This window comes from Streptomyces atroolivaceus (assembly GCF_000717025.1).
Taxonomy (GTDB): Bacteria; Actinomycetota; Actinomycetes; order Streptomycetales; family Streptomycetaceae; genus Streptomyces; species Streptomyces atroolivaceus.
In genome coordinates this window covers 267,451-280,784 of the sequence record NZ_JNXG01000009.1, presented here as the reverse complement: position 1 = coordinate 280,784, position 13,334 = coordinate 267,451, and the positions used below count along the sequence as shown (strand labels likewise).

General features: G+C 70.3%; 7 protein-coding genes and 2 pseudogenes. 3 read left to right on the top strand and 6 right to left on the bottom strand.

Going from position 1 to position 13,334, the window contains the following annotated elements; all coding sequences use genetic code 11:
• Positions 1 to 58: 58 nt before the first annotated feature.
• Positions 59 to 1,711, bottom strand: a complete 1,653-nt coding sequence (locus tag OO67_RS19730; protein WP_033302123.1) for an N-6 DNA methylase — start codon at positions 1,709 to 1,711, stop codon at positions 59 to 61.
• A 140-nt stretch (positions 1,712 to 1,851) separates the two neighbouring features.
• Between OO67_RS19730 and OO67_RS19725 the strand changes: the two genes are divergently transcribed.
• On the top strand, positions 1,852 to 3,591 hold the full coding sequence (locus OO67_RS19725) for a TIGR04141 family sporadically distributed protein (RefSeq protein WP_063746161.1): 1,740 nt from the start codon (positions 1,852 to 1,854) through the stop codon (positions 3,589 to 3,591).
• A 340-nt stretch (positions 3,592 to 3,931) separates the two neighbouring features.
• Positions 3,932 to 4,497, top strand: a pseudogene (locus OO67_RS36860) (snapalysin family zinc-dependent metalloprotease); the annotation flags it as partial.
• Between the two features lie 72 nt (positions 4,498 to 4,569).
• Here OO67_RS36860 and OO67_RS19720 read toward each other — a convergent pair.
• The 5 genes from OO67_RS19720 to OO67_RS19700 form a co-directional block, all read right to left on the bottom strand.
• Complete coding sequence (locus OO67_RS19720; protein ID WP_244300266.1) at positions 4,570 to 6,258, bottom strand: alpha-amylase family protein; 1,689 nt, start codon at positions 6,256 to 6,258, stop codon at positions 4,570 to 4,572.
• A 2-nt stretch (positions 6,259 to 6,260) separates the two neighbouring features.
• On the bottom strand, positions 6,261 to 7,259 hold the full coding sequence (locus tag OO67_RS19715) for a TIGR03885 family FMN-dependent LLM class oxidoreductase (RefSeq protein WP_033302118.1): 999 nt from the start codon (positions 7,257 to 7,259) through the stop codon (positions 6,261 to 6,263).
• A gap of 56 nt (positions 7,260 to 7,315) precedes the next feature.
• Positions 7,316 to 9,016 carry an alpha-glucosidase gene (locus OO67_RS19710; protein ID WP_033302117.1) on the bottom strand — a complete coding sequence of 567 codons (1,701 nt, stop codon included), beginning with the start codon at positions 9,014 to 9,016 and terminating at the stop codon, positions 7,316 to 7,318.
• A gap of 69 nt (positions 9,017 to 9,085) precedes the next feature.
• Positions 9,086 to 9,289: a hypothetical protein gene (locus OO67_RS19705; RefSeq protein ID WP_157841705.1), complete on the bottom strand. Its 204-nt coding sequence runs from the start codon at positions 9,287 to 9,289 to the stop codon at positions 9,086 to 9,088.
• Positions 9,290 to 9,496: 207 nt separating this feature from the next.
• Positions 9,497 to 12,529: an AfsR/SARP family transcriptional regulator gene (locus tag OO67_RS19700; RefSeq protein WP_033302115.1), complete on the bottom strand. Its 3,033-nt coding sequence runs from the start codon at positions 12,527 to 12,529 to the stop codon at positions 9,497 to 9,499.
• Positions 12,530 to 12,805: 276 nt separating this feature from the next.
• On the opposite strand from OO67_RS19700, the pseudogene OO67_RS39930 reads away from it, so the two are divergent.
• Positions 12,806 to 13,222 (top strand): annotated as a pseudogene (locus tag OO67_RS39930) (hypothetical protein); the annotation flags it as partial.
• Between the last annotated feature and the right edge of the window lie 112 nt (positions 13,223 to 13,334).

Genomic DNA, 13,334 nt, shown 5'->3' with positions numbered 1-13,334 from the left:
GATCCCCCCGCTCCTGCGCGTAATCGTTACTCGGGCGCGCAGGCGCATGGGCGCATGGTCACTCCTCCGGTGCCAGGGCGCCCGTCGCGAGTCCGTCCCGGGCGACCTCCGCGAGTTGGCGACTCAGCTCGTCGACCTTGCGCATGCCTTCCTCGAACGCGGTCAGGGTCCGAAAGGCGGAGCCGTACCGGCGCTGATCGTCGATGCCCATGCGGGGGATGCGTGCACCCTTGCCGTCGAAGCGGTAGGTCCCGCTCGCGCTCGTGGTCCTGCGGGCGTTGGCGGAGCTGCGCAGGAAACCTTGCAGATAGTCCGTGTCGAGCTGGTCGCTGGCCGAGACCGGCTCCTGCCCCTCGTAGGTCACGAGTCCCGCACGTGCGAGATCCGCGACGCTGGTGGTGGCACCGTCCAGCGAGCCCGGCCCGTCACCTGCGGAGAGCACGGGCGGCAGGGCGGCCAGCCGCCGGATCTGGTTCTCCAGTTCCTTGCGCAGAGCAGCGTACTCACCGGGGTAGTCACGGTGCCGGGGCCGGAGATGACTCCCTGGTGTGAGGTCGACGGTGTCATCGAGGAGTTCGATGAGGGGGACGTCGGCCACCTGGTCCCTGCGCGGTTTCAGATCCCCGTCGGGGCTGTTGTCCGTCAGGTCGACCATGCGCACGGTGCGGTGGGTGTCAGCGGCTCCTGTGTGCTCGGGTCTTTCCAGGCACCATAGATGGACGGGCAGGGCGTGCGAGGTCGCTGTGCCAGGCGGCAGAGCGACAACCTGGCGCACGATGCCCCTGCGTACGAGCTCCGCCCGGATGCGGCGGCCAGCCCTGCGATAGGCGACAGAAGCAGGCATGACCATGAGAACGTGGCCCCCTGGCGCGGTATGTGCGTAGGCGTGCTGGAGCCAGGCGAGCTCGCCCTCGGCCTTGGACGGGGTACCGAGGTCCCAACGGGAGTCGAGTAGCAGTTCCTCTCTCCCCCACTCGGTCACGCCGGACGGAGGGTCGCAGACGACCAGGTCGACCTTGAGGTCTGGCCATACGTCCGCCCGCAGCGAGTCACCGGCCACGATGTGCACGTCTGAACGCCCCAGCAGGTCCGCGCGGAGCTGCGCGAATCGGGCACTGTCGACATCCAGCTCCTGGCCGTGGCACCGCGTGGCCGCAGGGGCGACGGACAGGAGCAACACACCGATTCCGCAGGCGGGATCGAAGACTGCGGCGTCGGGTGCAAGTCGGGGAGCGAAGTGGCGCACCGCGCGCACCACCCGCTCCGATGTCACCTGATCGGAACCTGCACGCCGGGCGGAGTCCATGAACCGCTCGGCCAGTCCGTTCACGACATCGGCAGTTGGTTCGCCACGGACGAGCCCTTGTACGCGGGTGGCGATGCCCTCAGGTACTTCGGATCCCGCTTCACCGGCGAGCACCTCGGCGACTTGCGCCAGGCCGGCGATCATCTGCTCCCCGTACACGGCACGCATGGCCTGCCACAACTCGACCTCGGGCGAGACCTCTTGCCCCTTGCGCTGCTTGTCCAGCCACTCCTGGACTTCCGCCAGCGCGTAGAGCGGGCTGTTCGCGCCACCTCCTACGGGCGTGGGGAAGTCGCCGTAGCGCCGACGCCAGTTGGAAACAGCAGCTCGGGTTACGCCGGCCAGCCGAGCGATCTCGGCGCCGGTGACCAGTGGTCCGACCGATGAAGCGGCAGTGTCCGTCATGACCCCAGCGTACACGGATATCCCATCACCCTCTAGAGTGACTACGTTGACAACGTACACACTCTGCAACATTATGGATCCGTGTACCGATCCCGCGCTGAATCGGTGCGCCTCGACCCGCGCCGCAGCCCCTGCCCTCCATGGAGGCAACCCTCTTGACCTCGCACACCGCGGTTCGCACCGTGTACCGACTGTCCGGTGTCGCCCCCACCGAGGAGGCCATACTGTCCGCCCTCGACCTTGCGCTCCTGGACGGACTTGGCGCTGAGTTGCATGCACCCGAGGTGCTGAACACTCCAGCCGTGTACATCACCTGCGGAATGGAACGCGCCGAGGCCCCTTGGTGCGGCTCCATGTCACGCACCACCGGCATCACGGTCAGCGAGAGCGTCCGCCGTACCGCTGCCTTGCTCCTGCTCGCCGTCGATGACGCGGTGTACGCCATAGGCTGCGACCAGGGGTACCGGCTGATCCCCGAGCACCTCAAGGACAAGCGGTTCGGTCTCTCCTTCGCCATCCGCCAGATGGACCCGAACATGATCCGCGGCGCCGTATCGAGGTCACTCGGGCGGGCGCGCACCGACATCTCGCTGGTTCCGGGAGGTGCTCCGGTTCCGCTGCTGGGCATTCGTGATCACTCCCGCATCGTGCGAAGTCTCGGCGGCTACCTCGACGACCTGCCACTCACCCGGTCGCGTTACAAGCGTGGAAGGGCGGTCAGCGCCCAGGGAGGCTGCGGACTGAGGATCGCTCTCGGCGTCGAGCCCGATGCCTTGATCTCCGACCTGCGTACGATCGCGAGGATCTGCCGTGAGGACATCCCGCACCAGGAGCTGGAGTTCGTCGACCACATCGTTCCGGTCACCGACACGATGACTCTCGACGAACTCGATCAGGGCTTCGACGAGCGCCTCGGCGGGCGCGCCGAGGCGCTCGTCTCCGTCTCCGTCCCCTCCGAACACCACGTGGCGTACGGGGACGCCACGACGTATCGGACGCAGATCAACAGTCCGGGCGCCCTGGTCTCCGGCGACTTCGACCTCGGTTACACGCTCACCCGGGCGCGACTGGCGCCCCCCGGCCGACGCCTCAAGGCGCTGCGCGACGGAACAGTGACGCTGGCCAGGGACCGTCGCGCGGGAGTCACCGACACGCTCGCCGTCACCAGCGCGTTGAGCTGGCTGGAGACCAGCATGTCACTCGGCCCCAAGCGGTTCTTCCTGATGGAAGGCGAGTGGTACGAGGCAGGAGCCGCCTACGTAGAGGAATGCCGTGCCACAGTACGAGCCCTGTTCTCGCCCACCCCGTCCGTGTCCCTTCCGTCCTGGTCGGACGGGGAGACCGAGAACACCTACAACAACAGGGTGGCCGATGACCGGCCTGGCTGGCTCTGTCTCGACACCAAGAACGTCCCCAACCCGCTTCGCCCACGGGACCAGGTCGAGATCTGCGACCTCCTCACTCCGGACGGCACCCTGATCCTCGTCAAGCGCGCGGGGGGATCCGGCCCGCTGAGCCATCTCTTCAGCCAGGCCAGGGTGGCGGTGGAACTGCTCCAGGAGTCCCCTCAGGTCCGGGCGGACTTCACCGCGAAGGTGGGGCGGCTGAGCGGCGGAGCGCTGGTACTTCCGGAGGACTACACGCCGCGGCGGATCGTCCTGGCGATGCAGCTCAAGAATCGCGACGGCCTCACTCCGGAGTCCGTATTCGGCTTCTCGCAGATCACCATGGCCCAGACCGCGAAGGCACTTGCAGCACGTGGGGTGACGGTCGAGGTGGTCGACATCCCTGAGGGCGGCGCCAGCCCCTGTCCTCCGCCTTCATCTCGGGCGGCCGGCGATGTGCGGGTGCCCGCACAGTTCTGCGGGCCGGTGTCGTGATGCATGTACGGGCGCACGGGCAGCCTCCATCTCTGCCTGCCCGGACTTCTATGACCCGCTCATCAGCGCGCCTTGGGCTTGCCGGCCTGTGACTGCCACTGACCTGCTGCGCTGACCGATCTGCACTGTCATGGGATTCCCGGGACTCGTCTGGGGCTTCGACTACCAACTGTCATGAAAATGCGACAACTGGCGACAATTCATGCAGGTCAGCGACCAAGCCCTCCTCATCGTGGCGGGTCGCCGCGCCGGCGGGTCTCTTCCGGGACATCTGACGGGAGAGGTGGTGTGCCCCTTGGAGGCAAGGGGCACCTGAGTGCCCGTCAGCTTTTACGGAGGGTTGTCGCCGAAGCGGCCTCGCAACGTCGGTGTCGTTACGTTCGAAGACGAGTGGCCGCAGCTCACATCAGATGCACGGGATCGCCGGTCCGCACAGATGCGACTCAATGCAGCCGGGACAACACCGAGCCGCGCAGGCGGCTGGGAAGCGCGATCGCCGCCGGAGCCGCCTCGTGGAACCGGAACGTCAGCAACGTCAGTCTCGTCGAAGCCGCACCCGGCACCCGGCACCCGGGCCGAGAAACAGATCATCGCCATCGGTGGCTGGCCGCAGGCGACACTCGGACCGGTGCGCCCGGGTGGCCAGGTGCGTGTCGAACTCGGCAGCCAGGCGGTGTCCGACGGGTATGACAAGACCCGCATCGCCACCCACGAAATGGGGCACAGCTGGGCCTGCCCGGCACAAGGCCCGGCCCGTGCTCCCAGCCGATGTCAGGGTCGGCCGCGGGCGCCAGTTGCACGAACGCGGTTCCGAACGCGACTGAACGATCCCGCGTCGAGTCCGCCCACGCCGGCGGCCTCGCCCCGCTCGTTCCCGCCGACGGCCGCACTCCGGTGGACGCGCCTCAGCCGGCGGGACGACCATCGTGCGAGGGGCCCGGCCCACTCCGTGCGGCCGGACACCTCGCGCGCGCCGGATCACACCGCTGTCGCCCGATCCGGGTCGTCAAGGGGGGTGTTGACCCTCAGCCACCGGTAGCCGTACGGGTCCAGCGGGACATCGACGAGGCCGGCGGCCGCCGACTTGAGGGTGTCACCGGTGAAGACATCGGTGAGCAGCCGGCCGCCCCTCAGTCCCGGGACCTCGACGGAGGCGGTGACGGACCGTTCGGAGAAATTGTGCAGCACGAGCACCGCGCCGCCCTCCAGCGAACTGAGGTGGGCCAGCACGCCCGGATCGTCCGCGTCGATGACCCGGTAGTCGCCCCAGGCCAGCTCGGGGGCCTCCCGGTAGCGTTCGATCAGCGTCCGCATCCGGCCCAGCGGCGAAGCCGGGTCGTGCGTCTGGTCGTGCGCGTTGACCTTCGCCGGGCCGAACGCACCCGTCACGACGGGATTGGGCAGCTCCACTCCCTCCCCCGCGGTGAAACCGCCACTCTTGTCGGGCGTCCACTGCATCGGGGTGCGGACGGCCTGCCGGCCCTCGGCGGCGAGGTTCTCGCCCATGCCTATCTCCTCGCCGTAGAACAGCACCGGTGTGCCGGGCAGGGAGAAGAGCAGGCTGTACGCCAGTTCCACGCGCCGCCGGTCGCCGTCGACCATCGGCGGCAGGCGGCGGCGCAGGCCCCGGTCGTAGAGCTGCATGTCCTTGTCGGGGCCGAAGGCGGCGAACACCTCGGCGCGCTCGTCGTCGTCGAGTTTGTCGAGCGTGAGCTCGTCGTGGTTGCGGACGAACGTCGCCCAGTGCGCGTCGCGGGGCGCCGCCGGGCGCTCCCGGAGAGCCGCCGCCAGAGGGGCCGCCTCGCCCCGCGCCATCGACAGGTACATCTGCTGCATACCGATGAAGTCGAAGCACATGGTCAGCTCGTCACCACGGGAGGACTCCGAGTCGCCGAAGAACTTCGCGGTGTCCGGGTAGGGCAAATTCACCTCGCCCAGCAGCACCGCGTCACCGCTGCGACGTCCGAGGAAGGCCCGCAGGTCGGCGAGGTACTCGTGCGGGTCGGGCAGCTGGTCCGCGTCCTCCTGGCCGTCGGTCTCCAGCAGGAACGGCACCGCGTCGACCCGGAATCCCGACAGTCCGAGCTGCGTCCAGAAGCCCATGATGCGCGCTATCTCGTCACGGACCGCCGGGTTGGCGACGTTGAGGTCGGGCTGCTGCTTGTAGAACCGGTGCAGGTAGTACTGCTCGGTGGTCTCGTCGTACTCCCACACGCTCTTCTCGACGTCGGGGAAGACCACACCCTCGGGGCCGTCCTCCGGCGGGCTGTCGCACCAGACGTACCAGTCGCGGTACTTCGACGTGCGGCTGGAGCGGGCGTCCTGGAACCACGGATGGTGGTCGGAGGTGTGGTTGACGACCAGGTCCGCGATGACCCGGATGCCCCGGTCGCGGGCGGTGCGCACGAACTCGGTGAAGTCGCCCAGCGTGCCGAGCCGGGGATCGACGGCGTAGAAGTCGGTGATGTCGTAGCCGTCGTCGCGTTCCCGCGTCGGGTAGAACGGCATCAGCCACACGCAGGTGACGCCGAGGCGCACCAGGTGGTCGATGCGCTGGGTCAGGCCCGCGAAGTCGCCGGTGCCGTCGCCGTCGGAGTCCTGGTACGTCTCCACGTCCAGGCAGTAGACGACCGCGTTCTTCCACCACAGGTCGGAGGTGCGGGTCATCCTCATCGGACACCCTCCGCGACGGCGGCCGGGGGCCGGGTGACGTCCAGCTGCGGAAGCACCTTCGCGCCGAACGCGTCGATGAAGGCGCTCTGCTCCTTGCCGACGTGGTGCAGCATGACGGCGTCGAAGCCCAGGTCGGCGTACTCCTGGAGCCAGGCCGCGTGGCGGCCGAGGTCGTCGGAGATGTTGACGGACTCCGCGACCCTGTCCGGTGAGACGTGCTCGCTGACGTTGTCGAACAGCTCGGCCGAGTCCAGGTCCCAGCTCGCCGGCGGCCCGTGGACATTGGTGCGCCACTGGTCGTGGGCGAGTTCCCGGGCGGTCCCCAGGTCGGGGGCCCAGCTGAGGTGCACCTGGAGGTGCAGCCGGCCGGCGCCGCCCGCCGAACGGTAGGCGTCCACGATCCGGCGCAGCGTCTCGCGCGGCGCGTTGACCGTGATCAGGCCGTCCGCCCATTCCGCGCACCACCGCGCGGTCGCCTCGCTGCACGCGGCTCCCACCAACGGCGGCACCGTCTCCGGGCGCGTCCACAGCCGGGCCCGGTCCACGGTCACCAGCCCGTCGTGGCTCACCTCCTCGCCGCGCAGCAGCGCCCGGATGATGTCGACGCACTCGCGCAGCCGCGCGTTCCGGACGTCCTTGCGCGGCCAACGGTCGCCGGTTATGTGCTCGTTGGACGCCTCACCGCTTCCCAGAGCCGCCCAGAAGCGGCCCGGGTACATCGCGGCGAGGCTGCCTATCGCCTGCGCGACGATCGCCGGATGGTAGCGCTGGCCCGGGGCGTTCACCACTCCGAAGGGGATCCGGCCGGTGGCCTGGAGCGCCGCGCCGAGCCAGGACCAGGCGAAGCCGGACTCACCCTGCCGGACGCTCCAGGGCGAGAAGTGATCCGAGCACATCGCGGCGGTGAAGCCCGCGCCTTCCGCGCGTACGACGGCTGCCAGCAGGTCGGCGGGAGGTACTTGCTCGTGGGAGGCGTGGAACCCATAGACGGTCATGAGGTCCGCGTACCCGGTACCGGAGGGATCATCGGTCGGCGTCGCGCCCGCTCGGCTCAGTCGTTGCGCCGGTGTACCCGCGCCTCCCACGGGGCGAGCACGAGGCGGCCGGGCCGCGCGGGGACCGAAGGGCCGTTGCTCATGACGAGTTCGGCGCCGTCCCACCCGGCGGGCATGACGGCGGAGGCCGTGTCGCCGGTGAAGTTTCCGACGACCAGGAGCACTGTGCGGCCGTGCCGGCGTGTGAACGCGTAGATCCGCTCGTCTTCCGGCAGCAGCATCGTGAAGTCGCCGTGCACGACGGCCGGTTCCTGGTGCCGGAGGGCGATCAGCCGACGGTAGTGGTGGTAGACGGAGCCGGGATCCGCGAGGGCCGCTTCGGCGTTGACCTCGGTGTGGTCCGGGTTGACGGGGATCCACGGGGTGCCTGTGGTGAACCCCGCATGCGGGGACGCGTCCCACTGCATGGGTGTACGGGCGTTGTCGCGGCCCATCGCCCGTAGTCCCGGGAGGACGTCTTCGGGCTCCGCCCCCGCGCGCAGCGCCTCCGTGTAGTGGTTCAGGGACTCGACGTCCCTGAAGTCCTCGATGGTGCGCAGGGGCGCGTTGGCCATGCCGAGTTCCTCGCCCTGGTAGACGTACGGCGTGCCCCGGTGCAGGTGGAGCACGGTCGCGAGCATCGTCGCGGACCGGGTCCGGTGCCTCGGCCCGTCGTCACCGAACCGGGAGACCACCCGGGGCTGGTCGTGGTTGTTCCAGTACAGGCTGTTCCACCCGACGTCGGCGAGGCCGGACTGCCAGCGGCCGAGCGAGGCCTTGAGGTCGGTGAGCCGCAGCGGGCGGGGATCGAACTTGCCCCGCCCGTGGTCGAGCCCTACGTGCTCGAACTGGAAGACCATGTCGAGCTCGGCACGCGCCGGGTCGGTGAACAGGCGGGCCTGCTCGACCGTCACCCCGGGCATCTCCCCGACGGTCAGCAGCCGGCCCGGGTACCGGGCGATCACCTCGCGGTGCATCTCCTGGAGGTAGTCGTGTATGCGGGGTCCGCAGACGAAGTAGGGCGAGCCGTCACCGTACGGCCCCTGTTCGTGCACCTCGGCGTCGGGGAGAGCAGGGTCCTTGGAGATGAGGTTGACGACGTCCATCCGGAAGCCGTCCACGCCCCGGTCCAGCCACCAGCGCATCATCGCGTACACGGCCCGACGCATCCCGGGGTTCTCCCAGTTGAGGTCGGGCTGCTTTGGCGAGAAGAGATGGAGGTAGTACGCGTCGCTCGCCGCGTCCAGTTCCCAGGCGGAACCGGAGAAGAAGGAGCCCCAGTTGTTGGGTTCGCGTCCCTCACGTGGCGGACGCCACCAGTACCAGTCGCGCTTCGGGCTCGCCGGGTCGCGTGACTCCTGGAACCACGGATGCTCGTCGGAGGTGTGGTTGACGACCAGGTCCATGACGAGTTTCATCCCGCGCTCGTGCACGGCGCCCAGCAGCCGGTCGAAGGCCGCCAGGTCACCGAAGACGGGGTCGATGTCCTGGTAGTCGCTGATGTCGTACCCGTTGTCGGCCTGCGGGGACGGGTTGACGGGCGACAGCCAAAGCACGTCGACGCCGAGCCCGGACAGATGGTCCAGGCGTCCGGTGAGGCCGTCCAGGTCGCCGACGCCGTCACCGTCGGAGTCGGCGAAGCTGCGCGGATAGACCTGGTAGACCACCGCGGACCGCCACCACGCGTCCTCGGCGTGCCCCATGTCGTCGGCTGCCATCGGAGGACTCCTCTCGCCCGGGGTGGGGAACGTGAGTCTCCTTTCCCCGGGGGGCTGAGGTCATACCGGTCAGGGCGGCATCGCCGGCCGGGCGCCCCGGCTCCCCCGGGACGAACCGGCCCGCTGGGGCCCCTCCCTGCGCGCACCGGACGCCGCCTTCTCGGCGAACTCCCGCGCGACCTCGGAGTTGGTGATGGCCTGATGGTCCCAGGGGCCATCGGGTTCGACCATGCAGGCGGTGAGCACGACGTAGCCCGTCACCAGGTCCCTCACGGTCAGAACGGTGGCGCGGACACCGGTTCCCCACCGTCCCACGGCCTGGGAGTGGCCCTCCTGCGTACGGGTGGCTGCACCAACGCCTCGGTTCGCTTCAGTGTCTCCCTCGCGTCGTCCACGTTCCGGTCGGAGGCTCGGCCCCATGCCTCGGCGGCCGGCGCCTCGTCAGCCCCGGGAGGACGGCTTCCATGGCCGGGGCCGCGTTCACCCCCGTAGCGCCCTGGCCTCCTCGCGCGCGCACAGCGCGGACGCGTGGTCACCCGCCAGGTCGTGCGCCTCGGCCAGTGTGTCGAGGCCCACGGCCAGCCAGGTGCTGGAGCCGATGCGCCGCCACAGTCCGACGGCGGCCTCGGCCCGTCTGCGGGCGTGGGCCGGGCGATCGACCGCGAGGTGTGCCTCGGCGAGCGCGTACAGGGTCGCGGCCTCACCCCAGAGGTTGCCGAACCCGCGGTAGGCCCACAGGCTCTTCGCGAGCAGGCGGCGCCCTTCGCGGTGTTCGCCCAGCCGGGCGAGGACGTCGCCGAGCCAGCAGGTGGCGTGGGTGGCGGTGAGGTGGTCGCCGAGCTGCTCGCTGATCACGGCCGCCTGCCGATAGGCGTCGGCGGCGTCCCGGTAGGCGCCGCGCGCCCGGTGGCTCTGGCCCAGGCAGCGCAGGGCCTGGGCCTCCCCCGGCAGGTAGCCCGCGAGGCGGCTGACCCGCAGGCACTCCGTGAACCTGGCCACCGCGGCGCCTACGCGCCCCTGCTCCAGGTCGATCACCCCGAGGCCGTTGGTCGCGTACACGAGGCAGTTGACGTTCCCCGCCGATCCGGCCAGCTGGACGGCCGTTTCGAAGTGGCGGACGGCGGAGTCGTACTCGCCGAGCAGCCGGTGGACGTACGCCAGCCCGGCCGTCGCGCTGGCGCGATAGGTCGATTCCTGCCCCTCGGCGAGCAGCAGCGCCTGCTCGAAGTGGTGCAGGGCTTCCGGGTACCGGTCCAGGATGGTGGTGAGCTCACCGAGGCACCTGTGGAGTTTCGAGGCGCTGTGGTCGTCGCCGTCGCGCCTCGTCGCCTTGAGTGCCCGGCTCTGGAGCCGCTCCCAGTCGTCGAAGTAGCTGCCGACCTGGAAGAAGGCCGTGAGGGCGGTGGCGAGCCCGGCGGCGGGTGCGGTCTCCCCCCGGTCCAGGGCCTGTTCCACGACACCGACGAGGAACTGACGTTCGTCATCGAACCACGCCTGCGGGTCGGCCAGCAGGGAGCCGGTGTCGGCCACCGAGAGCCGCCAGGACACCAGGTCCTTCTGAGGGATGCCCTGGAAGTCGACGCTGAGGGTGTCCGCAGCGAGGTCGGTGAGGTGCAGGCTTGCCCCGAGCAGCCGGGCCGACGCGGCCGCGCGGTCCTGGAACGAGAGGCTCTGTTCGGCGCGCTCGCGCGCGAACAGCAGCACCAGATCGTGGAGTTGGTACCGGATTCCGGTCGCGCGGGCCGTGCCGGCCTGGACGAGGTGCACCTCCACCAGGTCGTCGAGGACGGCCTCTGCCTCATCCAGGCCTACGTCGAGGAGCGCGGCCAGCGCCCAGGCGGCGAAGGCCGGTCCGGGGAGCAGGGCCAGCGTCCGCAGCGCACTCTGTGCCGCCTCGGACATCCCCTGGTACGTCAGCCCGAGGCTGGCCCTTACGGCGATGTGGCCGACGGCCAGCTCGTCCAGCCTGCGCTGTTCGTCGGCGAGGGCGCGGGCCACCTTGCTCAGGGGCCAGTGGGGTCGTGCGGCCAGGCGGGCTCCGGCCACCCACACGGCCAGAGGCAGCCCACCACAGGTCTCGACGATGGAGCGGGCCGCGTCGGGCTCCGCCGCGGTCCGCCGGGGTCCCAGCATCTCGCGCAGCAGGGCGAGTCCCGTCGTGGAACTCAGTACACCGAGGGTGATGCGCCGGCCGCTGATCTCTGCCAGCGTCGCCCGGCTGGTGATGAGGGCGGCGCAGTGCCCGCCGCTCGGCATGAGATCCCGCAGTTGCCTCGCGTCGGCCGCGTTGTCCAGGACGACGAGTACCCTGCGCTGGGCCAGCAGCGTCCGATAGAGGTGGACCCGGTCGGCCAGTTCGCCGGGGACGCTCCCGCCGCTGACACCGAGGGCGCGCAGGAAGGTGCCCAGGACCGTGTACGGCTCGGCCGGCTCGTCGCCGAAGCCTCGCAGGTCGGCGTGGAGCTGCCCGTCGGTGAAGCGCGAGGCGAGTCCGTGCGCCGTGCGGACGGCGAAGGCCGTCTTCCCGACTCCGGCGGGCCCGGTGACGAGCAGAGTCACGGGGCCGGGCGCCGTCTCCCCGGCGAACACCTGCTGTGCCTCCGTGAGTTCGCTCTCCCTGCCGACGTAGAGCGGCAGGTCCGGGGGCAGGAGGCGAGGGACGAGCTGCCGTTTTCCCGAGGCTCGGGGCGGGGAGACCGTGGCTTCGTCCCCGTCGGCCGGCTGCGTGGTGGCGGGCCGCGCGGCGGGACGGGTCGCGGCCAGTTCGGGGCCCGCCGCGAGGATGCGCTCGTGCAGCCGCCGTAGTTCGGCACCCGGGTCGATCCCGAGCTCCTCGGCGAGGCGCCGGCGGGCGCGATCGTAGCCGTCCAGTGCCTCCGCCTGGCGACCGCATCGGTACAGGGCCAGCATCAGCTGACCGACGACACGTTCGTCGAAGGGCCGCGCGGCCGCGCGGTCGCGCAGCTCGCTCACCAGTTGGGCGTGGAGCGCGAGGCGTAATCGGACGTCGACCAACTCCAGTTGGGCGGACAGGCGTTCGCCGTCGAGGAGGTCGCGCTGCGCATTGAACCAGGGTGTGTCGACGCCAGTGAACGCACTTCCCCGCCACAGGCCGAGGGCTTCGCACCAGACCGCCTCGGCCTCTTCGTCGGCGGCCGTTCTCCGGGCCAGGCCGGACAGCTCCCGGAAGCGGTGGAGGTCCACCGACGCGCGTTCGACGGCCAGGCGGTAGCCGCCGCCGCTCTCCCGGGTGAGGGAGGCGGTCCCGCACCCCGCCCGCCCTGTCGCCAGCACGTGTCGCAGGCGGGAGACGTATCCGTACAGTTTCGTGCGTCCGCTCCTGGCGTCGGTGTCTCCCCAGACCCGGTCCACCAGCACGTCGGACGGCACCACCTGGTCCGCGTCGACGAGGAGCGCCGCGAGAACGCGCCGCTGCATCGCATGCCCGGCATCGATGAGGACACCGTTCCGCCGTACCTCGATCGGCCCGAGGACCCCGAAGCACGTGGCCATCAACTCCTCCTCCCGTTCGGCCGATTACCCCCCTTGGCCACTCTGCGGGCCGCCGGTCGACGGGCCAAGGCGGATTCCGGCATTTCCGGAGGTGTGCCGACGGCCTTCCCCGCACCCCGGGACCACGGGTGACCGCTCGGGAGGACCGGGGATCGGCTCCGACGAGTGCCGTGCCGTGGTGACCGGTCGTGTCAACAGCTGACCCGTGCCCGGGACAGCTCGGGGCCCACCAGGACGGCGTCCGTCGGAGACGGACCGTGCACAATGGGTGTCGGCATGTCGCTGAGCCACATAGTCCTCTCGTCCGGTCGCTCGATCGAGCTCGCCGAACTGCGGATGTCCTCGGTCTATGGGGGGATGCTGGAGGGCTACCCGTGCAAGCGCCTCAACGACATGAAGGTCAGCGGCCTCCAGCGGCAGGCGGAACGCGCGTTCTCCTTCGCGCCGGTCCATCTCGTTCCGCCCTGCCGCGAGTACCCGGACCGGACCGCCGGCCCCTTCGGCCCTGTCGAGGTGCTGCCTTCCGTGGCTTGCATCGGTGTTTCCGGCTCGACGGCGGTCGCTCCTGAGCTCGACCCGGTACTGAACCGCTCCGCCCCTGCCGTGGCCTGGTTCCAGCCCACCCCGGACGCTCCGTCGGGCGAGGATGCCGATCTCGCGCTCCGCAGCATTCGCCGGGAGGAACTGGCCCGTGGCTCAGGCCCGGACAGCAGGAGGCGTGTCCAGCTGGGCCGGAGCCGGGCGGCGCGCGACGGACCGCCGGAGGCGGTTTCGGTGCCGGCCAGCCGGCCGAGCGTGGTGGACT